Annotated in this window: 18 protein-coding genes and 1 pseudogene; 15 read left to right on the top strand and 4 right to left on the bottom strand. The window is 39.0% G+C overall.

From position 1 onward, the window contains the following. Positions 1-49 precede the first annotated feature (49 nt). The 9 genes from ACR65M_RS21140 to ACR65M_RS21100 all read left to right on the top strand — a co-directional run bounded on the left by ACR65M_RS21140 (position 50) and on the right by ACR65M_RS21100 (position 12,206). Positions 50-706, top strand: coding sequence for an ABC transporter ATP-binding protein (locus ACR65M_RS21140; RefSeq protein WP_440274328.1), 657 nt, complete (start codon positions 50-52; stop codon positions 704-706). An 18-nt stretch (positions 707-724) separates the two neighbouring features. Continuing rightward, positions 725-2,434 (top strand): acetate--CoA ligase, encoded by a 1,710-nt coding sequence (gene acsA / locus ACR65M_RS21135; RefSeq protein WP_440274327.1) that lies wholly within the window; start codon positions 725-727, stop codon positions 2,432-2,434. 634 nt (positions 2,435-3,068) lie between these two features. Further along, the gene (locus ACR65M_RS21130) at positions 3,069-3,824 is read left to right on the top strand and encodes an NRDE family protein (protein ID WP_440274326.1); all 756 of its coding nucleotides are present in this window, start codon (positions 3,069-3,071) and stop codon (positions 3,822-3,824) included. 307 nt (positions 3,825-4,131) lie between these two features. Next, positions 4,132-5,304, top strand: a complete 1,173-nt coding sequence (locus tag ACR65M_RS21125) for a carboxylate--amine ligase (protein ID WP_121449259.1) — start codon at positions 4,132-4,134, stop codon at positions 5,302-5,304. Between the two features lie 62 nt (positions 5,305-5,366). Next, positions 5,367-6,947 carry a Mur ligase family protein gene (locus ACR65M_RS21120; protein WP_440274325.1) on the top strand — a complete coding sequence of 527 codons (1,581 nt, stop codon included), beginning with the start codon at positions 5,367-5,369 and terminating at the stop codon, positions 6,945-6,947. A 53-nt stretch (positions 6,948-7,000) separates the two neighbouring features. Then, the gene (asnB, locus tag ACR65M_RS21115; RefSeq protein ID WP_440274324.1) at positions 7,001-8,848 is read left to right on the top strand and encodes an asparagine synthase (glutamine-hydrolyzing); all 1,848 of its coding nucleotides are present in this window, start codon (positions 7,001-7,003) and stop codon (positions 8,846-8,848) included. 77 nt (positions 8,849-8,925) lie between these two features. Further along, on the top strand, positions 8,926-9,711 hold the full coding sequence (locus ACR65M_RS21110; protein ID WP_341333352.1) for a C39 family peptidase: 786 nt from the start codon (positions 8,926-8,928) through the stop codon (positions 9,709-9,711). A 114-nt stretch (positions 9,712-9,825) separates the two neighbouring features. Then, positions 9,826-10,533 carry a cysteate racemase gene (cuyB, locus tag ACR65M_RS21105; RefSeq protein ID WP_341333351.1) on the top strand — a complete coding sequence of 236 codons (708 nt, stop codon included), beginning with the start codon at positions 9,826-9,828 and terminating at the stop codon, positions 10,531-10,533. A 335-nt stretch (positions 10,534-10,868) separates the two neighbouring features. Further along, entirely contained in the window at positions 10,869-12,206 is a 1,338-nt protein-coding gene (locus ACR65M_RS21100) for a murein hydrolase activator EnvC family protein (protein WP_341333350.1), read from the top strand. Between the two features lie 109 nt (positions 12,207-12,315). Here ACR65M_RS21100 and ACR65M_RS21095 read toward each other — a convergent pair whose 3' ends face one another. Continuing rightward, the gene (locus tag ACR65M_RS21095; RefSeq protein WP_121449264.1) at positions 12,316-13,008 is read right to left on the bottom strand and encodes a cyclic nucleotide-binding domain-containing protein; all 693 of its coding nucleotides are present in this window, start codon (positions 13,006-13,008) and stop codon (positions 12,316-12,318) included. A 721-nt stretch (positions 13,009-13,729) separates the two neighbouring features. On the opposite strand from ACR65M_RS21095, the gene ACR65M_RS21090 reads away from it, so the two are divergent. Next, complete coding sequence (locus ACR65M_RS21090) at positions 13,730-16,570, top strand: 2-oxoglutarate dehydrogenase E1 component (RefSeq protein WP_341333349.1); 2,841 nt, start codon at positions 13,730-13,732, stop codon at positions 16,568-16,570. Further along, complete coding sequence (gene odhB, locus ACR65M_RS21085) at positions 16,567-17,820, top strand: 2-oxoglutarate dehydrogenase complex dihydrolipoyllysine-residue succinyltransferase (protein WP_341333348.1); 1,254 nt, start codon at positions 16,567-16,569, stop codon at positions 17,818-17,820. The genes ACR65M_RS21090 and odhB overlap by 4 nt, the downstream gene beginning before the upstream one ends. A 216-nt stretch (positions 17,821-18,036) precedes the next feature. Here odhB and gdhA read toward each other — a convergent pair whose 3' ends face one another. Next, the gene (gene gdhA / locus ACR65M_RS21080) at positions 18,037-19,416 is read right to left on the bottom strand and encodes an NADP-specific glutamate dehydrogenase (RefSeq protein WP_121449276.1); all 1,380 of its coding nucleotides are present in this window, start codon (positions 19,414-19,416) and stop codon (positions 18,037-18,039) included. Positions 19,417-19,592: 176 nt separating this feature from the next. On the opposite strand from gdhA, the gene gltC reads away from it, so the two are divergent. After that, complete coding sequence (gene gltC / locus ACR65M_RS21075; protein WP_341333346.1) at positions 19,593-20,498, top strand: glutamate biosynthesis transcriptional regulator GltC; 906 nt, start codon at positions 19,593-19,595, stop codon at positions 20,496-20,498. Between the two features lie 74 nt (positions 20,499-20,572). On the opposite strand, the gene ACR65M_RS21070 is transcribed toward gltC, so the two are convergent. Further along, positions 20,573-20,887 carry a DMT family transporter gene (locus tag ACR65M_RS21070; protein WP_341333345.1) on the bottom strand — a complete coding sequence of 105 codons (315 nt, stop codon included), beginning with the start codon at positions 20,885-20,887 and terminating at the stop codon, positions 20,573-20,575. Beyond that, entirely contained in the window at positions 20,887-21,228 is a 342-nt protein-coding gene (locus ACR65M_RS21065) for a DMT family transporter (RefSeq protein WP_309100791.1), read from the bottom strand. The genes ACR65M_RS21070 and ACR65M_RS21065 overlap by 1 nt, the downstream gene beginning before the upstream one ends. 610 nt (positions 21,229-21,838) lie before the next feature. On the opposite strand from ACR65M_RS21065, the gene ACR65M_RS21060 reads away from it, so the two are divergent. From ACR65M_RS21060 to ACR65M_RS21050, 3 genes and pseudogenes are all read left to right on the top strand, one after another. After that, entirely contained in the window at positions 21,839-22,594 is a 756-nt protein-coding gene (locus tag ACR65M_RS21060; protein ID WP_440274323.1) for a DeoR/GlpR family DNA-binding transcription regulator, read from the top strand. Beyond that, positions 22,591-23,502 carry a 1-phosphofructokinase gene (pfkB, locus tag ACR65M_RS21055; protein WP_440274322.1) on the top strand — a complete coding sequence of 304 codons (912 nt, stop codon included), beginning with the start codon at positions 22,591-22,593 and terminating at the stop codon, positions 23,500-23,502. The genes ACR65M_RS21060 and pfkB overlap by 4 nt, the downstream gene beginning before the upstream one ends. Before the next feature lie 15 nt (positions 23,503-23,517). After that, a pseudogene (locus ACR65M_RS21050) lies at positions 23,518-24,396 on the top strand (fructose PTS transporter subunit IIA); the annotation flags it as partial. Between the last annotated feature and the right edge of the window lie 74 nt (positions 24,397-24,470).

Below are 24,470 nucleotides of genomic sequence, written 5' to 3'. Positions count from 1 at the left end.
TTTGTCTCGAAATTTCTCAAGAAGAGGAAGTTTAGACTTTTCTGTCCAATTGGTTTATACTTTTTTGTCTTTTTACAAAATTGTGGGAGTACTAGGTACGAGTGGGTGTGGAAAGAGCACCTTATTACGTGTCTTATCTGGATTAGATTCGGATTATACAGGTACGGTGAAAATAAGCGGGGACATCATTAAGTCCGTTCATGAAAAGGTGGGCGTTATTTTTCAAGAATCACGTTTAATGCCATGGTTGACAGTATTAGAAAATATTTCGTTTGGTCTAAAGAATGATAGTAAGAAAAGTGAAAAAGCCCAGGAATATGTAAAGTTAGTAGGATTGCAAGGATTTGAAAATCATTATCCAAAGGATATCTCCGGTGGGATGGCACAAAGAGTATCGATTGCTCGTGCACTTATCACAGCACCTCAAGTTTTGCTATTAGATGAACCATTTAGTGCGCTTGATGCATTTACGAAAATGCAGTTGCAAGATTTGCTGCTGACAATATGGGAGAAATACAAATCAACGATGCTCGTCGTTACTCACGATATCGATGAAGCACTTTATTTATGCGACCGAATTGTTATTTTAAAAGGGCAGCCGGGTGAAATCTATCAAACGATTCAAATTGATGATCCAAAGCCCAGATCTCGTGGTGATATAAAGTTGGCACAATTGAAGGCGGAAATATTGTCTCTACTAAGTTAAAGAAAGGAGAGAGTGGAATTGACAACCACACAATTAGGTGCGATAAGACCTTTTGAAGGTACCTATAATCTACAAAACTATGATCAGGTATACCAAGACTTTTCATGGGAGGAAGTTGAAAAGGAGTTTAGTTGGTATCAAACTGGGCAAGTCAATATGGCGTATGAATGTATTGACCGGCATGTCGACGATGGGTATGGAGACAAAGTTGCCCTTCACTACATTAATGAAGCAGAAGAAAAAATTTTTACATTTAAAGATATCAAAGAAAAATCGGACCACTTAGCGTCGGTGTTAAGAAAATACGGGGTTAAAAAGGGCGATATTGTCTTTATCTTTTTGCCGAAAAACCCGGAAATGTATATTGCGATGATTGCAGCAGTTAAAATCGGAGCCGTTGCAGGACCGCTTTTTGAAGCATTTATGGAGGATGCGGTAAGGGATCGCATTTCAGACTGTGAGGGTCGTTTTTTAATCACTGACTCGGAGTTGGTAAAAAGGGTCCCAAAACAAGAATTGCCTTCACTCGAAACCGTGTTTATTACGGAGGGATCAGAAAAGTGTAAGGAAGATGAAATCTCACTTGTAGAGGCATTAGCTGAAACGAAAAGTGAGAATAGAGTGATTGAATGGTTGGAGCTTGAAGAGCGCCTTAATATTCACTATACAAGTGGGTCAACCGGGAAACCAAAGGGAATTGTGCATGCACATCGCGCGATGATTCAACAGTACCAAACGGGAAAATGGGTCCTTGATTTGAAAGAGGACGATATTTATTGGTGTACCGCACACCCCGGCTGGGTAACAGGAACGGTGTACGGAATCTTTGCTCCTTGGCTAAATCGTGCCACAATTGTCGTTAACGGTGGGAGATTTAATGCAGATTCCTGGTATTCAACAATTGAAAAAACAGGAGTAACGGTTTGGTATAGTGCACCTACAGCATTCAGGATGTTAAAGGCTGAAGGAAATGAAGTATTAAACGAATACGATTTACGCTCTTTACGGCATATTTTAAGTGTGGGAGAGCCGTTAAATCCTGAGGTTATTACCTGGGGGATTGAAGCTTTGGGAAAAAGAATCCATGATACTTGGTGGATGACAGAAACGGGCGGACAATTGATCGTCAATCTTCCATCAGAGGTTATAAAAACGGGCTCAATGGGGAGACCTTTTCCAGGTATCAAAGTTGCCATAATCGACGATGACGGAAATCCGCTCCCAAATGGTCAGGTAGGTCATCTTGGCATTAAGGCATCTTGGCCATCAATCATGAGAGAAGTTTGGAAAAATGAAGAAAAGTATCATTCATATTTTGTAAATGGTTGGTATGTATCAGGTGACTTGGCTATTTTAGATGAGGATGGCTATGTGTTTTTCCAAGGGCGAAGCGATGATATGATTAATTCTTCTGGAGAGCGAATCGGACCTTTTGAAGTCGAAAGTAAGCTAATTGAACATCAAGCGGTTGCTGAGGCAGGTGTCATCGGAAAGCCAGACCCAATAAGAGGGGAAATCGTAAAGGCCTTTATCGTTCTAAAAAACGGTTACAGCCCAACGAAAGACTTACTAGAGGATATTCGCGTGTTTGTTAAACAACATCTTGCAGCACATTCCGCTCCAAGGGAAATTGAAGTATTGGATGAACTGCCGAAAACAAAGATTAGCGGAAAAATTTTAAGAAGAGAGCTAAAAGCACGAGAAGTTGCAAAGGAAGTAGTAAGCTAAGGCGTTATAGTTATAGAGGTATATTAGAGAAAACAGCGTGAGATTGTACTCACGCTGTTTTCTTTATACAAGGAAAGATATAGTTCAGAATCAGGTGTACATTTGGACACAAAGGTTGAAGGTTTCGGTTGTGAGAGTCCGAATCTCGCGTACATTCTGACACAGGTCCACCGGTTTCAGTTGGTTGAGTCTGAATCAGCTATATATTCGGACACGAGGTTAAAGGTTTCTGTCGTGAGAGTCCGAATCCCCCGCATATTCGGACATAATGCCACCGGTTTCGGCAGTGAGAGTCCGAATCCCCCATACATTCGGACAAAGGGCGACCAGTTCCAGTCATCCGAGTCCGAAATCCCAGTTGATAGCGATTCGCAAGAGGTTGTGACAGTCATCCGAGCCCGAAACACTCCATCATTCGAACACACCGAGTACTTTTATTTGAGCTATAAGTTCAAATCGCGTTTTATCCTAAGAATTGAGTGTAAAAGAAAATGTCAATTTACCCTTCAGTCTTACGCTTTCCTATACGATAACAGTCAAACAAAGGTAGAAACATTTTTTGTGAATAAAAGTCTGATATCGCACAAGGTGACCACATAAATGTTATAATTTGTGAAAAAGGGCGGTGGGTAAATTGTGTTTAATTTTGTTTGCCTATCAGGCGCATCCGATTTATAAATTAATTGTTGCGGCCAACCGAGATGAGTTTCTTCAACGGCCAACGGCTCCGATTCATTTTTGGGAGGATGAGCCTGCTCTGTTGGCTGGAAGAGATCTTGAAAAAATGGGAACCTGGATGGGGGTCACCAAAACCGGGCGTTTCGCAGCCATCACGAATTTTCGAGATCCAAGTGAAGTCTCAGTAGGTAAAAGGTCTAGAGGAGCAATCGTAAAAGAGGCTCTCCTCCATAAGGGCGATATTGCCGAGTATATGAAGCAGTTGGAAGAGACGAACTCTCAGTATCCTGGTTATAATCTTTTAGCAGGTGACCCACAGCATTTATATTATTACTCAAATGCCGGAAAAAGATTGGAAAAGGTACAACCAGGTATCCACGGGCTTAGCAACCATTTGCTTGATACAAATTGGCCAAAAGTACAAAAAGGAAAAGAGGAACTTTCAAAGATTATTATGGGAGAAGATTTAGTGGAAAATCTATTCCAGCTCCTTCAGAACACAGACCGGCCAAACGACAACCTTCTACCCAAAACTGGGGTGTCCCTTGAGTGGGAACGGATTCTTTCTTCATTATTTATTCAAACAAATGGGTATGGGACAAGAAGTTCAACCGTATTATTAATGTCGGATACAGAAATTCAATATGTTGAGCGGGTTCACGATAGTTCGGGACAGAGTGACCGAGAATTTCGCTTTCCGATTAAGTCATAACAAAGTTCATTTAGCCAATCGTATATAATAGAACAAAGATGATAAATCTATTAAAAATAAAGAATGGGGAAAAAAGTCGAAAAATGGGTAAAGAGTACGAAATCATATATATTGTACTCTATTTTTTGTTTCTTTTTTTCATTTATGTTACAGCTCGATAACAAGCGGGATAAAGGTGTTTTTCATCTTGAAAGACCCATTATTCTGTGTCAATATGGAGAATGGGATAATTGTCGAAAAAACTTTTTCAAACAATTTTTGCTAATAAAATGTAATGTGATATAGATACTAGGGAGATCGATATTAAATGAATACTAATAAAGCAGTCATTTTAGGTTGCAATTACTATATAGGGTTAAGCACAATAAGGTGTTTAGGCAGGCAAGGTATACATACGGTTGCAGTCGATTATTCATATGAAAATACGTATGGTGCAGATTCAAAATATTGTACGGAGCATATTATTGCACCACATTACCGAAAAGACACAGAAGGCTTTATTTCCTTTTTAAAAGAATATGCAAGAAAGCAAACAGCAAAGCCTGTTCTTATTCCTTGTCATGACAACTATGTGGAAGTCATTGACCAATATTTAAATGAATTAAAAGAGTATTATCTAATCCCGCAAACGGAGCAGGGTCTTTATACGAAAACAATGGATAAACAACTCCTTCATCAGTTAGCAACTGAACATGGAATGCTTGTTCCTGAGACAGTTCGTGTAAATGAAGAAAATTTCTATGAAAAAATTGAGGAGACGTTAAAATATCCTTGTGTGGTGAAGCCAACCGATTCACCAACCTTTGTTTCGATCTTTCGTAAAAAATTATTTATCGTCAACAATCGCGAGGAGTTAGACGAAGCGCTCAAAAAGGCAAAAGAAGCAAAACAAGAGGTAATTGTTCAGCGAATCATTCCAGGATTTGATGATCATATGTATACCTTTGATGCATATTTAAATCAGGACGCGAAGGTTACTCATTGGGTGACTGCTCAAAAGTTTCGCCAATATCCGATCAATTTTGGGGCTTCTGTGTATACGGGGCAACGCTATGTTCCTGAGCTCTTTGAAATAGGCTCACGCTTTTTAGAAGCGATTGGCTATAAAGGGTTTGTAGAAATTGAGTTTAAAAAGGATGCCGAAACTGGACAATATTATTTAATTGAATTAAATGTGAGGATTACCAATTTTAATGTGTTATTAAATAAGGTTGGTTTTAACTTCCCATACATTACATATCGAGAGCTTACGGGTAACCCACTTCCTCCAAAGGGCCTTAAGCATGATACGAATCAAGTTTTTTGGTATGCCTATGAGGATTTTTATGCCGTGAAGGGATATTTAAAAACAGGTCAGCTTTCACTTGGCGAGGTCATTCGTTCTTATTTTAAACCAAAGGCCTACGCAATTTGGGACTGGAATGATCCAAAACCGTTTTTCTCATTTGTAAAAATGATTTCGGGGAAAAAACGTAAATAATGTTGTTTATCGCACTTCCAAAACATCAAATCTAAAAGAACGTTAAGAAAAGAGGGAACAAAATGGTTAAATTACATGAGCTTCTAACAGCAATTGAGGTTCAAAAAACCATTGATGATAAGGATATTGAAATTAGTGGGCTATCATATCATTCTGGAAAGGTGAAGGACGGACATCTTTTTGTATGTATAAAAGGCTATAAAACGGATGGCCATAAATACTTATCGCAGGCAATTTCAAATGGTGCAGTGGCTTGTGTTGTTGAGGATGTGCAAGAAGGATTAGAGATTCCTCAGATCGTGGTAAAAAACAGCCGTATTGCACTAGCACGACTTGCAGCTGAATTTTATGGGAAGCCATCTGAAAAAATGAATATGATTGGGATTACAGCTACGAATGGGAAAACCACAACATCGTTTATGACGAATGCAATTCTAGAGGAAGAAGGGTACAGAACAGGTCTTATTGGTACAGTATCCATTAAGATTGACGATTTTGCGATTCCTTCTGAGCTTACAACTCCTGAATCCCTTGATTTACAGTTTTACTTGGGGCAAATGGTAGATAAAGATGTATCCCATGTGACAATGGAGGTTTCATCAAACGCATTAGAAACACATCGTGTTGAAGCAGTAGACTATGATATTGTCACTTTAAATAATATCAGTCGTGAGCATATTGATTCCCATGGCTCGTTTGAAAGATATTTTGAAGTGAAATCAGGTTTAATCCGCCATGCAAGTGAAAAGAGCTTTGCCATTTTAAATCTGGATGATGAGTATTCGACTTCCTTAATTGAACAAACGAAGGCACAGGTCATCACATTTGGCTTAGACAGCAAAGAGGGGCATATTGCTTGCAAAAATTTGGATTTGACCACGGGTAGAGCGAAGTTTACAATTGAGATTTTAAAGCCTTTCTCTCGCTATGAAAACAAGATTGAGCCAGGTGAATTCGAGATTGAACTATCAGTTCCTGGTTTGCACTCTGTGTATAATGCGATGGTGGCAATTACAATTGGTCTTCTTTGCGGAGTGCCGGTATCCTCCATTCAAAAGGGATTAAAAAACTTTGGTGGAGTGGAACGTCGCTTTGAGTTTATTTTTGAAGATGACATTAAAATCATCGATGACCACTTTGCGAATGCTGGGAATATTGATGTGACTCTTCAGACATTGAAATATATGGAATATAAGGATTTGCATTTAGTCTATGCGATTCGAGGAGAGCGTGGTCCGACGGTTAACCGTGAAAATGCAGAGGCGATCGTCAAGTGGGCAAAAACGCTAGGGTTCAATGAAATTATTGCGACAAAGAGTGTCTCCCATGTCACTTCAAAGGACTATGTAACAGATGAAGAAACAGCTGTGTTCAAGGAAGTCATGGCAGAAGCGGGAGTTCAGGTTTCTCTTTATGATGAGCTGGATGACGCCATTGCGCAAGCCTTAACTCATGCCGAGCCGGGGGATGTTGTAATCCTTGCAGGTGCACAAGGCATGGACTACGGTGCAGGTGTTGCCCTACAGCAAATCGCAAAAATGAGACCTAATGTATCGCGCGAGAAATTATTTTTCCCATTACGCAACCGTGTGGCCGGACTAACAAAGGAACAACGCCAAATGTTAGGACGTAGTGACGGGTAAAACAACAGAGGAAAGCGAACTGTAAAAATCTAAGATGTAAAGGTGATTAAACTATGTGTGGCTTCGTTGGTTTTGCTGATTCAAAGCTTGAAATAGATAAAGTACAAGTAATAAATGAAATGATGGATACAATAATTCATAGAGGTCCAGATAGTGGTAATCACTATTCGGACGAACATGCAACATTAGGCTTTCGTCGCCTAAGTATCATTGACTTATCTGAAGAAGGAAGTCAGCCGATGTTCAATGAAGACGGAAGCTGCGTTTTAGTCTTCAATGGCGAAATCTACAACTATCAAGAACTTCGTGAAGACCTAATCCAAAAAGGCCATATTTTCAAATGTGACGCAGATAGCGAAGTCGTTATCCATGCTTATGAGGAATATGGAGTAGACCTTTTACAAAAAGTACGCGGGATGTTTGCATTTGCCATTTGGGATAAAAACAATGAATCCATGTTTTTAGCGCGTGACTTCTTTGGAATTAAGCCTTTATACTATACACAAAATACAGCAGACAACTCACTTATTTTCGGCTCTGAAATCAAAGCATTTTTAAAGCAGCCAGCATTTAAGAAAGAGTTAAATAAAGACGCGTTAAAACCATATTTAACTTTCCAATATTCAGTGCTTGATGAGACTTTCTTCAAAGGTGTCTATAAATTAAAGCCTGGTCACTACATGATTTATAAAAAAGGAAATCTTGAAATTAAGCCATATTGGGACGTTAATTTTGATGCAGATAATAAAGGTCTTGACCACTATATAGAAGAAATTAATAATACATTAAAAGAATCGGTTAACTATCACAAAATCAGTGATGTAAAAGTAGGTTCTTTCTTATCCGGCGGGGTTGACTCTAGTTATATTACGGCGTTATTAATGCCAAACAAAACATTTTCTGTTGGATTCCAGGATTATGAAGGAATCTTCAATGAAACCAATTTGGCTAAGGATTTATCTGACATACTTGAAATAGAAAACTATAAAGAATTGATGACGGCAGATCAGGCATTTGAAATGCTACCGACAATCCAGTATCACATGGATGAACCTCAATCAAATTTATCCTCTGTTCCGTTATACTTTTTATCAAAATTAGCCAGTGAGCATGTTACAGTTGTCCTTTCTGGTGAAGGCGCAGATGAGATTTTCGGAGGCTATGTCTGGTACCAGAAGTCTGCGAAGCTAGAAAAATACGAAAAGATTCCATTTGGGATTCGTCGCGCGATATCTGCAATTAGTGGTGCATTTCCGAAAAATACAATCACAAACTTCCTTGTGAAAGGTGGACAACCTGTTGAGGAAAAGTTCATCGGCCAAGCAAAAGTATTCGAGGAAGAAGATGCTCGTAAAGTCTTGAAAGAGGAATACCAAACTGGCCCGTCTATTCAAAGTATTACGAAAAAAGTGTATGATGATGTAAAGGGAAAAGACGATGTTACGAAAATGCAGTATCTTGACCTCAAACTTTGGTTACCAGGGGATATTCTTTTAAAAGCAGACAAAATGAGTATGGCCCACTCGATTGAATTACGGGTTCCGTTCTTAGATAAAGAAGTGATGTCAATGGCGTCACATATCCCAAGTAATTTGCGTGTGAATCAAATCGATACAAAATATGCTCTTCGTGCTGCATCGAAAAAGGTGTTACCAGAAGAATGGTCGAATCGAGAAAAAGTTGGATTCCCAGTTCCAATGAGACACTGGCTTCGTGAAGAGAAATACTACAACATTGTAAAAGAAATGTTTGAATCCGATATCGCGAAAGAATTCTTCCATACAGAAGAACTCGTTAAATATCTTGATGACCATTTCCACGGAAGACATAACTACGCAAGATACATCTATACGGTCTATGTATTCCTTGTTTGGTACAAGAAATTCTTTATTGAGTTATAAAGTTTGTTTTCTTCACATATATATGGTTTCTAGTAATTGTCTAAAGATTGTCTTACAGAGTAAAGGGGCAGATAGAAGTGAAAAAAATAGTAAGAGGACTATTATTTTTGAATTTCGTTTGTGTCATTTATTTATTGCTGAATGTTGAAACGGTTAAAGGCATTGCTAGAAATCTGATTTCAGGGGCAGACGGGATTACATCTGGGCTCACAATTGTGTACGCTCAGGAAAATAACCCATATCGGGAAGTATCAAACGGTAAAGTAGAAGTATTCATACCAGTCGAAAAGGTTCTACAATTACCGGAGCTTCCAAACGGCTGTGAAATTACATCACTTACTTCCGTGTTGAATTTTTATGGCTATAATGTTTCAAAAGTGGATATGGCTGATCATTATTTACCGAAGGAGCCTTTTACAACAATCAACAATGTTTTATACGGACCAGATCCAAATAAGGCATACGCAGGAAACCCAAGGGAATGGAGCGGATTCTTCTCTTATGCGCCTCCAATTATACAAGCAGCGAATGCATATTTAGGAAAAGAAGGTGCTCAATTAGAACCTGTTGACCTGACTGGAAGCACTCGTGAGGAAATCATAATGGAGCTTGAAGAGGGGAACCCTGTGGTAGTTTGGGTAACTCTTGACTTAAGTAAGAAAAAGGTCAACTATTCTTGGAATATTCGTGACTCAAAAACAAAGTTTAATGCTCCTACTAACCTACATGCCGTGGTTTTAAATGGTTATATAGGTGATAAGGTGCATGTCATGAATCCATTGCAAGGGCAAGTCACATACGATGCAGATGCGTTTTTTGCGAGCTATGTTGACTTAGGGAGTCATGCAATGACGGTTAAATAAAATATATGTTTCAAAAAGGAGGATGAAAATGACGGGCCGACAAAAATGCCACGTCCTGCGTCATATTCACCGCACTTTTTAAACAACCTCTTAAATGAAACTAGGTGTTTAAACATGGAACAAAAAAAATTAGGTGTTATCGGTGGCATGGGTCCGAAGGCTACTTCTGTTTTTTTTGACAAAATTGTTAATAAAACAGAGGCACATAAGGACCAGGACCATCTAAATATGATTATTCTAAATCATGCTACCCTTCCAGACCGAACAAATGCAATCCTTACAAACACAGGCGAGACATTCTTAGATGCTGTAAAAGATGATTTCAAGTTGCTAGAAGCTGCGGGCGTTGCTAATATTGCAATACCTTGTAACACATCTCATTATTTTTACGATGAGCTTCAGAAGCTAACGAATATCCCTATCATCAACATGGTCGAAGAAACAATTAAAGAAATTCATCATCGGCATGGTGAAGGAACGAAGGTCGGAATTCTTGCAACAAACGGTACGATTCGCAGCGGAATCTATGCAGATGTTTGTAAGAAATATAATCTTGAGCTCTTAGCCCCAAATGATAGCTTACAAGAAAAGGTCATGGATATTATATATAACAATGTAAAAAGTGATCTCGATGTTGATTCTAGTGAACTTGAGCAGCTAATCAGGCATCTTGTTGAAAAAGAGCATTGTAAAATTGTGATATTGGCTTGTACAGAATTGTCCTGTATTAAATTAAGTGATGAGGCTGTTAAAAGCAGCATTGATGCGATGAATGTACTTGTTGAAAGATCAATCTTACGTTCAGGCAAGCGATTGAAATAAGATTGTTACACCAAAAAATGATAATGAACCGGTTAGATCAAACTGGAAATTAAACTCACCTAAAAAGGGTGAGTTTTTTTATAGTATAATTCAAGATGCTTGTCGAATTTTTTGGGATTCGTCGTTCCTATAGTTTGTCGAATAATCTTTGGGAAACCCAGTATTTTCAAGTGTTTATGAAATATAATTGTAATATTACTTTGGCGTTTTATTACAATTTTTTATGTTATAATACAAAACGTGAGAATATATAGCAAAATATGATACTTATGGTGAAAAATAAATATTTTTCATCCTTTTATAGGTTGCTAGTTTGGTAGAAGGAGATGTGCCGGTTGAAAAGAAAACTTCTTATGATTGGAATGGGTATATCAATAGGACTTGGAAGTTTATTGACATCTATGCCTAATACTGTATTAGCGATTCAAAAGAATGAAGAGCTAGAAAATGAAAAGAAGGAAGTTCTGGATAAAAAGACAGAAGTAGAGTCTGAAATCTCCCAAAAGAAGGGAGCTCTAAATGAAGTCAAACAACAACAGGTTAGTGTCGAGCAGGAGATTAAAAGGCTTGATTTTGCTGTAAGTGAAACGAGAGGTAAAATTGAGAGCATAAAAGCAAAGATTCAGGAAACGAAAGAAGAAATTGCGCGTCTTGAGGCGGAAATGAAAGTGCTCGAGGAACGTATTCAAAAACGGGACGAGCTTATCAAGGAGCGGATGCGTAGTCTTCAACAAAGTGGTGGAGTTGTTAGTTATGTAGATGTGTTACTCGGTGCAAAAAGCTTTAATGATTTTATCAACCGGGTAAGTGCGGTATCTACATTTGTACATGCTGATCGCGAAATTATGAAAGAACATGAAGCGGATATTAAATTACTTGAGGAAAATAAAGCAGAGGTAAAGACCTTACTTGCACAGCAGGAAGACCAATTAAAAGAACTTGATCGGTTAGAGGTTCAGCTCCAATCACAAATTCAAGAACAAAATAAAGTTATGAAGCAATTAGAGGCCCAAGAACAGAAAATGCATAAAGAGCTCCATGCGCTAGAGGATGTTGGAGAATTATTAGCTGCGCAGGAAAAGGCAATTCAAATGGAAATCAATGCATGGAACCAAAGGCAAAAGGAACTTGAAGAGCAACAAAGAAAAGCTGAAGAAGAACGGAAAAAAGCTGAAGAGGAACGGAAAAAGGCCGAAGAGGCTGGTACTACACCGCCACCACTACCACCAGCACCTCCACCTGTTGTGAACAATAGTGGGTTTATTAAACCAACAACAGGCCGAGTCACATCCGAATTTGGAATGCGCTGGGGAAGTATGCACTTTGGGATTGATATTGGAAAAGGTGGACGACCAGGAAATATTCCAATTTACGCGGCTGCAGGCGGTACGGTTACGCGCTCACGACTTGAAAGTAGCTACGGTAATGTCATCATGATCACCCACTATATCAATGGACGTCAAATGACCACCGTATATGCACACTTACAGGAACGTTTCGTTGGTCAATATGACCGAGTGGAACAAGGCGATTTGATCGGCTATATGGGGACTACAGGTGACTCGACCGGTCCGCACCTTCATTTTGAAATTTATAACGGACCATATAGTCCAACACAATACAGTGGCGGACACTCAAACGCAGTGAACCCACGTCAATATGTTTCCTTTTAAGGATTAACGCGCCCGACCGAGTATGGTCGGGCGTTTTTACTTTATTGGAAAAAAGACATCACCTTTTTCCGACAAAACAAAAACCCACATCACATGTGGGTTTAACAGCTTATAAAGTTTTTGCCTTCTTTTTTAAGCCTTCAAAATCGAGGATATGGATATCCCTTTGTCCATTTACCTCAATTAGGTTTTCAGAAATAAATTTTACAAACTTCCGGCTAATGGTTTCAGGTGTTGTACCAATGAGAGACGCTAGAATCTTTTTAGTAATAGGGAGCTTAAAGCGGCCATCCTTAGAGCGAACCCTGTCATTGAACAAGAGGAGAACACTTGCTAATCGTTGTTCAACCTCCATTAGGCTCAGTAAACTCATCCACTCGTCGGCTTGATAAATCCGCTCATTTAATGCCCGCATGAAGCGGAGAGCCATTTTGTGATTTCGTTCTAACGTATTAACAAAATCCTGTTTTTGAATCGTATAAATAACCGTATCGTTGATTGCTACTGCGTTGGCATAATGATTTTCTGATTGAAGCATCACGGATTGGCCGAAAAAATCATCAGGGAATAAGAGACGAACGATTTGTTCTTTTCCGTCCTCAGCCACTTTTGTAATTTTAATGATCCCCTCACCGATAATATAGAGGGTATCGGAAGGGTCACCTTCTCTAAAAATCACTTCCCCTTTTCGATAATCGCGAATTTGCGTGACCTTTTGTAAAAGGTTCATTTCTTGCTCATTTAAACCATGAAAAATAGGTACCTGTCGAATAGAGCTTGGATCATGTGGACTGCTAATCATACAGAACACTTTTTCTCCTTTCAAATGCCCATAAAATGCGGACTCTTGTTGTACTATAGTTTACCTATCTTGCCGAAGTCTAAACGATTTATCGTTTCGAAAGTGTAAGAGTATAACTTACTTTTTTCGGTCCCTTTACTTCAAGAGGATTGATGTACTACAATAGAGTTTCACTTTATGTTATTCCAAAACTTATTATTTTAAAAAATTACTTGTAAAACTTGATTTATATCAAGGAAACTTTCTGTTTTCGACTATAAGATAAGAATAACATATTTATTATGAATTATGACGATATAATGACACTATTTTGCCTGTTTTTTCAGCTTTTTTCAGGAGTTTTCCAATGTAAGCATTTTACTAGAAATCTGTGGAAAATGGGGTATAGTAAGTGTAGACGTCATATTTCTATAAAATACAAATTTTGTCTATTAAGTATTACAAGTGCAAGTTTAAAAAGGAGGATGAAGAGGACCAAGAAGTTCAAGGCGGTGCAGCTTTGAGTACCGAAACGAGGCAACTGCTTGAGTTTACTTCCTTGCAGCCTTGCGCTGAGGAATTAACTTCCTAGAATAAACTAGAAGACGCAAGCGCATAACCTCGTTGTTCATGATTTTTTCCGGGGCAAAGACCGCAGAAATTCGAAGTGTCATATTCACCGCACTTTTTAAACATCTATTACAAGTATTTACTGTGAATGTAATATGGAGGCTAAACACAAATGGATAATCAACAAAGGAAAAATGTGTGGGAGTCATTCTATGGCCCGAACATGGGTTATGTCTTTGACATGTATGAAAATTACAAGAATGATCCAAGTTCAGTAGACCCTTCCGTGAAAGCGCTTTTCGAAGAACTTGGGCCACCACCGGCAGATGAGCAAGCAGCAACAGCAGAGCTAGTAAGTGGGGGTATCTCACCGAAGACAATCAAGACGATCACATCTGGAGGCAAATTAATTAAGAGCATTCGTGCGTACGGCCATATAGCGGCAGATATTTACCCAATTCGCACTAGACCAATGCCAGACACCAGCTTTTTAGAGCCTGGTTACTATAATCTTACAAAAGAAGATTTAATGGATATTCCAGCGACATATATTTGGGAGGAAGCACCTCCTTCCGTTCAAACTGGTTGGGATGCGTATAAACATTTAAAATCTGTTTATACACAATCAATTGCTTATGAATTTGGACATGTTGATTCCGAAGATGAAAGACAATGGTTACGACAACAAGTTGAAATCAATGGAATTAAATTAAAGCTAACTGCAGATGAAAAGAAACAATTAGCAGAGCGTCTAATGAATGTCGATGGATTTGAAAAATTCTTACACAAAACATTCGTTGGGCAAAAGCGTTTCTCAATCGAAGGATTAGACATGCTCGTTCCAATGCTTGAGCGTTTAATTCAAGAAGGCAATAGTGACGGTACCGACAATATTATGATCGGTATGGCTCACCGTGGCCGTTTGAATGTGCTTGCACATGTTTTGCATAAGCCATACGAACTCATTTTCTCTGAATTCCACCATGCACCAAACAAGGATTTAATTCCTTCGGAAGGTTCAAGAGGGATTAACTATGGTTGGTCCGGTGATGTGAAATATCACTTAGGAGCTGACCGTGCCGTTAAAGGTCCTAAAGAGCACGTAACTCGTATTAATCTTGCGAACAACCCAAGTCACTTGGAGTTTGTAAACCCTGTAGTGTTAGGGATTACTAGAGCGGCTCAGGACAATACTAGTAAAGCTGGTTATCCTGTTCAGGATAAGCAAAGTGCAATAAGTGTACTAATTCATGGTGACGCGGCATTCCCTGGTGAAGGAGTAGTAGCTGAAACTCTAAACTTAAGTAGATTGAAAGGCTACGAAACTGGGGGAACCGTTCATATTATTGCAAACAATATGGTTGGTTTTACAACAAATAATACAGACTCTCGTTCAACTCGTTTTGCGAGTGACCTTGCGAAGGGGTATGAGATTCCAATCTTACGTGTAAATGCTGATGACCCTGAAGCTTGTCTTGCAGCAATTCACTTTTCGTATGAGTATCGTAAGCGTTTTGAAAAAGATATCTTAATTGATTTAGTTGGTTACAGACGATTTGGTCACAACGAAATGGATGATCCAAGCGTAACACAACCATTATTGTACAAGAAGGTTGCGAATCACCCTGTTATTGCAGATAAGTACGGAAATCAGCTTGTTGCTGAAAATGTAATAACAACAGAAGAACTAACTAATAAACGTGAGGAATTCATGCAAAGTTTACAATCTATTTTTGATGACTTTGTGGAAAATGAAGAGCGCGTGAAACCGAAGAAGCCAAAAGCTTTGTCTGCTATTCCAGAATTTGATACAACAGTACCTGCTGACCTATTAAAGAGTATCAACAGAGGACTATTACAGTGGCCTCAATCACTTACAGTTTATCCGAAGCTTGAACGTATTTTAAAGCGACGTGAAACAGCTTTAGATGAGGAAAACAAAGTGGATTGGGCATTAGCTGAAACACTTGCATTCGGATCAGTTCTTGCAGAAGGAAAAACAGTTCGTTTAACAGGTCAGGATAGTGAAAGAGGAACATTCGCTCATCGTCATGTTGCTTTAAATGACTATGAAACAAATGAAAAATATATCCCATTGCACAATATTCAAGAGGCGAAGGCATCCTTCTCCATCTATAACAGTCCATTGTCTGAAACGGCTGTTTTAGGATTTGAATATGGTTATAGTGTTCAAGATGAAAATGCACTTGTCCTTTGGGAAGCGCAATTTGGGGACTTTGTGAACGTGGCACAGCCAATTATTGACCAATTCATTTCTTCAGGCCATGCAAAATGGGGTCAAAAATCAGGTCTAGTCATGCTATTACCACATGGTTATGAAGGACAAGGTCCGGAGCACTCAAGTGGAAGAGTGGAACGTTTCTTAAATGCAGCTGGGGAATATAACTGGATTGTTGCGAACGTAACAAGCGCTTCTCAATACTTCCATTTATTAAGAAGACAATCATTGCTTACTTCAACTGATGAAGCAAGACCATTGATTGTGATGACTCCTAAGAGTCTTCTTCGTCACCCACAAACAGCGTCATCACTAGATGATCTAACGAATGGAAGCTTTAAGCCACTACTGGAGCAACCAGGAATGGGAACGAACAAAGAGAAAGTAACTCGCCTAATCTTATGTACAGGTAAAGTAGCGATTGATTTAGCAACAGAAGCTGCGAATTTACCGGCAGAAACGGCAGATACTCTGCATATTGCAAGGGTGGAGCAAATGTATCCATTCCCTAAGAAAGAGCTAGAAGAACTAGTTAGCCAGTATCCGAACCTACAAGAGGTTGTTTGGGTTCAAGAAGAACCGAAAAACATGGGCGCATGGCCAGCTCTACAATCGGTATTAATGGATATATTATCTGATGAAATTAAACTAGATTATATTGGTAGACCGAAGCGTTCAAGTCCTGCTACGGGTGACCCAGATATTCACAAACAAGAACAAGCGTGGATTATGCAAGATGCATTGCTTACAGACAAAGGAGGGAATCAGCAATGATCGAAATTAAAGTACCAGAATTAGCTGAGTCCATTACAGAAGGAACAATTGTTGAATGGTTAAAAAAAGAAGGCGAACTCGTGAATAAAGGTGAGTCAATCGCTGAACTTGAAACAGATAAAGTAAACGTTGAAATCAACAGTGAACATACAGGTGTTATTAAGGAATTCTTATTCCAACCAGGTGATAATGTAGAAGTTGGTCAAGTGATTGCAAAGCTTGATGAAAATGGTTCAGAATCAAGCGCACCAGCACCTGCTGAAGAACCTAAAGCTGAAGCAGCACCACAAGCTGAAGAAGCTAAAACAGAACCAGTTGCAGAAGCATCTACTGAAGAAAAAGGCAAGCCAGCCATTGCTTCACCTGCAGCGAGAAAAAGAGCAAGAGAACTAGGTATTGACTTAAATGAAGTACCATTTAAAGATCCACTTGGACGTGTTCGTGTTGAAGGTGTAGAGGCTTATAAGCAAGCTCAAACAGCACCATCTGCAACTCCAGCACCAGCTGCAAAACAACCTGCAGCAGCACCAGTGGTAAATGACGACCCACGCGTAGAACGCATTAAAATGTCTAGACGTCGTCAAACAATTGCAAAACGTCTTGTTGAAGCACAGCACACAGCAGCAATGCTAACAACATTTAATGAAGTTGATATGACTGCTGTTATGGACGTAAGAAATCGCCGTAAAGACGCTTTCTTCAAAAAGCATGGTGTAAAACTTGGTTTCATGTCATTCTTTACAAAGGCGGTTATTGGAGCATTAAAGGCATATCCATATGTGAATGCTGAAATCCAAGGAAATGAAATCCTTCTTAAGAATTTCTATGACATCGGTGTTGCCGTATCTACAGATGAAGGCTTAGTTGTACCAGTTGTACGTAATGCAGATACACTAAGCTTTGCAGGAATTGAGTCTGAAATCGGCCGCTTAGCTGAAAAAGCAAGAAACAACCAATTAGGTTTAGGCGACCTTCAAGGCGGAACTTTCACAATTACTAACGGTGGAACATTCGGTTCTCTAAACTCAACACCTATTATTAACGCACCACAGGTTGGTATTTTAGGAATGCACAAAATCCAAAGACGTCCTGTTGTAGTTGATAAAAATGATACGGTGGAAGTACGCCCAATGATGTATGTGGCATTATCTTATGACCACAGAATCATCGATGGTAGAGACGCTGTAGGATTCCTAGTAAAAGTAAAAGAACTATTAGAAGATCCAGAAGACCTATTATTAGAAGGTTGATTGTAAGAAAAGCGCAAGCGACTTGCCAGCCCAGACAAGCATAAGAGAATCCTTCTTGATGGATTGGCTAGACTTTGAGAGGGGCTAGGCGCTGGAGCTAGACATAGAATGAGAAGGCACATGCTCTCACAATGGAGCATGTGCCTTTTATGTTTGTTGTTTATGTGTATGAAAAAAAGCTGCTTCCTAAAGAGGAAACAGCTTTTGAATGACTTATTAAATGACACCGTGAGCGATCATTGCGTCAGCTACTTTTAGGAAGCCGGCGATGTTAGCTCCATATACAAGGTTACCAGGATGGCCATATTCTTCAGCAGCATCCATGCTGTTGCGATAAATTGAAGCCATGATGTCCTGAAGCTTGCTGTCGACTTCTTCAAATGACCATGAAAGTCTCATGCTGTTTTGTGACATTTCAAGTGCAGAAACGGCAACACCACCCGCATTAACTGCTTTCGCTGGCCCGAATAGGACATTACTTTCAATAAATAAATCAATTGCTTCTAAAGTAGAAGGCATGTTTGCACCCTCACCAATTGCCTTTACACCATTTGAAATAAGTGTTTGAGCTGATTCACAGTCAATTTCATTTTGGGTTGCACAAGGTAATGCAATATCACAAGGAATTGACCAGATACCTGAGCAGCCTTCAATATATTCTGCTTCTGGGTGTTCTAATACATATTCTTTAATACGTTTACGTTCAACTTCTTTGATACGTTTGATAGTTTCAAGGTCTAACCCATTTTCATCATAGATATAGCCGTTTGAATCACTACATGCAACTACTTTTGCACCTAGCTGTTGAGCTTTTTCAATCGCATAAATAGAAACATTCCCGGAACCTGAAACGACAACTGTGCTTCCTTCAAAAGAAAGACCTTGTTCCTTCAGCATTTCCTCAACAAAGTAGACAGTACCATAGCCTGTTGCTTCTGTACGAACCAAGCTCCCGCCATAGCCAAGGCCTTTGCCAGTAAGAACGCCTGCTTCAAAGCTACCTTGGAGTCTTTTGTATTGGCCAAACATGTAGCCGACTTCTCTTGCTCCAACGCCGATATCTCCAGCTGGTACATCGATATCGGGGCCAATATGTCTAGCTAATTCTGTCATAAAGCTTTGGGTGAATCGCATAACCTCGTTGTCTGATTTTCCTTTCGGATCAAAATCAGATCCACCCTTACCCCCACCGATTGGAAGACCGGTTAAAGAGTTTTTAAGGATTTGTTCAAAACCTAGGAACTTAATAATACTTGAGTTAACGGAAGGGTGGAAACGCAAACCACCTTTATAAGGGCCGAGTGCACTGTTAAACTGAACACGATAGCCACGATTTACATGGATTTGACCTTGGTCATCAACCCAAGGTACTCGGAATGTAATCATTCTTTCCGGTTCAACGAGTCTTTCCAAAATCGCGTGTTTCATGTATTTTGGATTTTTAGCAAACACAGGTACAAGAGAAAGGAAAATTTCTTTCACTGCTTGGTGGAACTCTGGTTCATGAGGATTTCTCTTCTTAACCTCCTCATATACTTTGTTCATATAATCGGTTGCTTGTTTTAACTCTGGTACAGGAATAGACTTTTCGATCATAGCCATCGTGTACATTCACCCTTTCTTTGCTATATATTTTTAGTCAAAAAAAATAAAACCGACGTTTTATCTGTAAATTCTTGATATTTACTATTTTATAATGAATAATTAATCTAAACAATATTAATAAAAGATATAAGCAATGCCGTAATGAGATGGATTAAGGAGGACACCTTGTGGAACTTAGACAGTTAACTTATTTTATTGAGGTTGCAAAACGAGAACATGTAACGGAAGCGGCGAATTCAATGCATATTGCTCAATCGGCAGTTAGCAGGCAATTGTTCAACCTTGAATCCGAATTAGGTGTAGACTTGTTTATTCGAGATGGACGAAATGTGAAATTAACGCCAATCGGAAGAGTTTTTTTAGATCATGTCGAGCAGGCATTAAATGTATTAGATAATGCAAAACGTGAGATTGAAGAATATTTAGATCCGGAACGAGGAACGATTCGAATTGGATTTCCAAGCAGTTTGGCTGCCTATACCCTACCAACAATGATATCTGCATTTCGAGAACGTCATCCACAAGTTAAGTTTTCATTGTCACAGGGCAATTATTATTCTCTAATTGAACGAGTAAAAACAGGCGAAATCGACATGGCGCTGTTAGGACCCGTACCAAATCAGGAAAAGAAGATTACAGGCACTACTCTATTTACGGATAAGATGGTAGCTCTTTTACCACGCGCGCATCCATTGGCAGAGAATAAGTCATTAAGTCTTAGTCAGTTAAAAGACGAACAGTTTGTATTATTCCCGAATGGATTTATCTTACGAGATATCATTGTAAAGGCATGTAATCAGTTGGGCTTTCAGCCGACAGTTTCCTTTGAAGGAGAAGATATTGACGCTATTAAAGGTCTTGTTTCAGCTGGACTAGGAATAACAATCATTCCTGAGGTGACTTTAATTGAAAATATTCCACGTTCTACTGTGAAAGTTTCGGTTCTCCAACCTGAGGTAACCCGTTCGGTAGGTGTTATTATTCCAAAAGAGCGAAAACTACTTCCTACTGAACAGCTTTTTTATGACTTTTTAAAGGACTATTTTTCATTTTTAGACAAATTTCAATATTAAGATTTGTTCTATTTCCGTGGAAATAGACAGATTTTGTCGATTAAAGGGGAGCTTTTTGAAGGCTCCCCTTTCAATTACCCTACTAATTTCAAGCCTACAGCAGCACTAATGATGATCCCAATAAACAAGAATCGTTTCCAGTCTTTTGGCTCTCCATATAGGATCATACCAAGAATGGCTCCCCCAGATGCTCCAATTCCTGTCCAAACAGCATATGCAGTGCCCATAGGTAGAGTTTCCATCGCTATGCTTAGAAATAGGAAGCTTCCGCCAAAAGAGGCAAGCAGTAAGACTAGTGATTGCCAATTTTTCTTTTGATGAAGTCGATTAATGAGCACGACCCCTAACATTTCAAAAACACCTGCAATAATGAGTGAGAACCATGCCATTAACCTTCAGCTCCTTCTGTGTCCTTCTCTTTTGTAACAAGTTTCAGACCAATTACACCAACTAAAAGCACTCCTATTAATAGAAGCTTTGCCAGTTTAACTGGTTCATTAAAAAACAGGATTTCTGATATAACGGTTCCGGCAGTACCTAGTCCAACAAAGACAGCATAAGCCGTACCAACCGGTAATTTTTTTCCTGCTGCAATAAGTGCATGAAAGCTGATATAGATTGCAATGACAGTTCCAGTCCATGTCCAAAAACTATCTGCATGCTTTAATCCAATCACCCAAAATACTTCAAAAAAAGCCGCAAAAAAGACTTTTATCCATTCTAAATTCATCTATAATTCCCCCTTATCGTTTCGATTAAAAAGAAAAAGCCTGAGAGATTATAACAAATGTATAATCTCCCAGGCTTTTGTCCCTCCGTGGCATAGCAAAATTAGAAAATATTTAAAAAGAATGATGAAAAGGACTACGTCGACAAGAACGCCACGTCCTCATGTATTGTCGACACTAGCACATCCTGTGCGTCCGAAGTTCGAGGCGGTTTAGCTTTGAGTACCGGAGCGAGGCAACGGCTTGAGTTAACTCCCTTGCAGCCTTGCGCTGAGGAATTGACTTCATGAATAAACTAGTAGACGCAAGCGCATAACCAAGTTATTCACAATGCTCTCGGAGCGATGTACGCAGAAATTCAATGTGTCATTTTCACCGGACTTTTTGAACATCCATTATTGCTATGAGTTTTCTCTCGGACCAGACTAGCAAAGGCTACGGAACCCTAGAAAACCTTTTTATTTAACTTTTTTCATTATACAATAGAAACCTTTTTGAAGAAAGAGGGAAAAGTTACTTGTGGGTGTTTTTGAATGAATATGGATGTTTTTGATTGATTTCTAAAAATGATTTCACTATAATGAGAGTACAATCCATGAAGGATGTGACATGATGTTAACTCCAGAAAGACATCAGCTTATTTTATCGCTACTAAAAGAACACGGGGTTGTGAAACTTCAAGAGCTGATTGAAAGAACAAATTCATCGGAATCAACGATTCGTCGTGATTTAGTACAACTTGAAAATGAAAACAAATTAAGAAGGGTCCATGGTGGGGCGTCATACGTTCACGGAAATCAATTGGAACCAAGTTATATAGAAAAAACAGCTAAGAATATAAAAGAAAAACAAGCAATTGCTAAATATGCATCTGAGCTTATTCAAGATGGTGACTCCATTTATTTGGATGCAGGGACAACAACACAGGAATTGATCCCATTTCTTGACCACAAGGGACTGACAGTGGTGACCAATGGAGTAAACTTGATTGAGCCCATACTTGAAAAAGGGATTACTACCTATCTAATAGGTGGTGTTTTGAAACCGAGTACAAAAGCCTTAATCGGAAGTCGGGCATTATCAAGTTTGAACCTTTACCGATTTGATAAGTGCTTTTTAGGAGTGAATGGAATTGATTTGAAGTATGGTTTTACGACTCCTGATCCTGAAGAAGCACTGATCAAACAAACGGCAATGAGCTTAGCAAAGGAAACTTATATATTAGCTGATTACACGAAGTTTAATGAGGTTTCTTTTTCAAAGATTTCCTCATTAAAGGATGTCACTTTAATAACAGATAATGGATTAACAAAGAGTGAGCTTATATCCTATCAAGAACATATCAACATAAAGGTTGTGACAACATGATTTACACAGTTACATTAAATCCCTCCATTGATTATTTTATCGACTTGGATGAATTTTTGGTTGGTGAACTGAATCGTATTAAAAGTGATCGAAAAAGCCCGGGTGGAAAAGGGATTAATGTTTCTACAGTTTTACAAAATGTTGGGATAGAGAGTGTTGCCTTAGGGTTTGTAGGTGGTTTTACTGGCAAATACCTTATTGATACCTTAATAGCTAAGAATATCAAAACAGACTTTGTTACTGTAGAAGGAGACACAAGAATTAATGTGAAACTTCATTCTGATGTGGAGACAGAAATAAATGGAGCGGGTCCGAAAATTACATCTTCGGAGCTCGAACAGCTTTTAGAGAAGTTTGATCAAATGCAAAAAGGAGATATGGTGGTACTTGCAGGGAGTATTCCGGCATCGTTACCGTCGACACTGTATCAACAAGTCACTGAGAAATTACAAGACAAGGAAGTTAAGGTTGTTGTTGATGCTACAAAAGACTTATTAGTCGAAGTACTTCCATATCAGCCGTTTTTAATTAAACCAAACCATCATGAGTTAGGTGAAATTTTCGGTGTTGAGATTAAAAATGCCGAAGAAGCAATTCCTTATGGGAAAAAGCTCGTCGAAATGGGAGCGCAGCATGTTATTGTTTCGATGGCGGACAAAGGTAGTTTGCTATTTGTGAATGATGAAGTCTATTTTGCGAACATTCCTAAAGGGACACTTGTTAACTCTGTAGGCGCTGGGGACTCAGTCGTGGCAGGCTTTATTGCATCTTATTCAAAAAAACGGGTAGCGACAGAAGCATTTCATTTTGGAGCAGCAGCCGGCAGTGCCACAGCCTATTCTGAAGGATTAGCAACGGAAGAGAAAATAAATGAATTGATTTCACAAGTACAAGTGAAAAAAATATAGAAAGGAACATGCAGGATGAGAATTACGGATCTGTTGAAAAAAGATACAGTCATTATTGACCTTGTTTCTTCATCAAAACTTGAGGTCATTGATGAATTGGTCTCAAAACTTGATAAAGCTGGCCGTCTACAGGACAAAGAACAATACAAACAGGCAATCTTAACAAGAGAAAGCCAAAGTACAACAGGAATTGGTGAAGGAATAGCGATACCACACGCGAAGACAGCTGCAGTGAAGACGCCAGCGATTGCGTTTGGACGCTCCATAAAGGGAGTAGATTATGAATCATTGGATGGACAACCAAGCCATTTATTTTTCATGATCGCGGCAAGTGAAGGGGCAAATAATGCACATCTTGAAACCCTATCAAGATTATCTTCATTATTAATGGACGTTGGTTTTCGTGAACAGCTTATGCAAGTTAAAACTCCAGACGAGTTAATCGATGTTATTAATGAAAAGGAAAATGAATCAGAGGAAGTAGAAGCGCCGGTAGAGAAAAAAGAAGGACAGCAAAAAGTTCTTGCGGTAACGGCATGTCCAACTGGAATTGCACATACGTATATGGCTGCAGACTCATTAAAGGCAAAAGCAAAAGAAATGAACATTGATTTAAAGGTTGAAACAAATGGTTCAACAGGTGTGAAAAATGAACTGACTCAAGCAGACATTGATGAGGCAGTCGCAATCATTGTGGCTGCAGACAAGCAAGTAGAAATGACTCGTTTTAATGGTAAAAAAGTAATTCAGGTGCCGGTTGCTCAAGGTATTCGCATACCTGAGGAATTATTAACAAGAGCAGTTAATCAGGATGCCCCAATCTACCAAGCAGAAAAAACCGAAAAGAAAAAAACAGAAGGCGGAGAAAGAAGCGGTTTTTATAAGCATTTAATGTGGACTAACCTAAAATAGTGAGACAATATAAAACACCTCCAAAATGGCAATACTTGAGATAAGTATTGTGACAT

Source organism: Ferdinandcohnia sp. SAFN-114 (assembly GCF_059415045.1).
The sequence above is the reverse complement of the archived record's forward strand: the minus strand, read 5'-3'. Positions and strand labels throughout refer to the sequence as shown.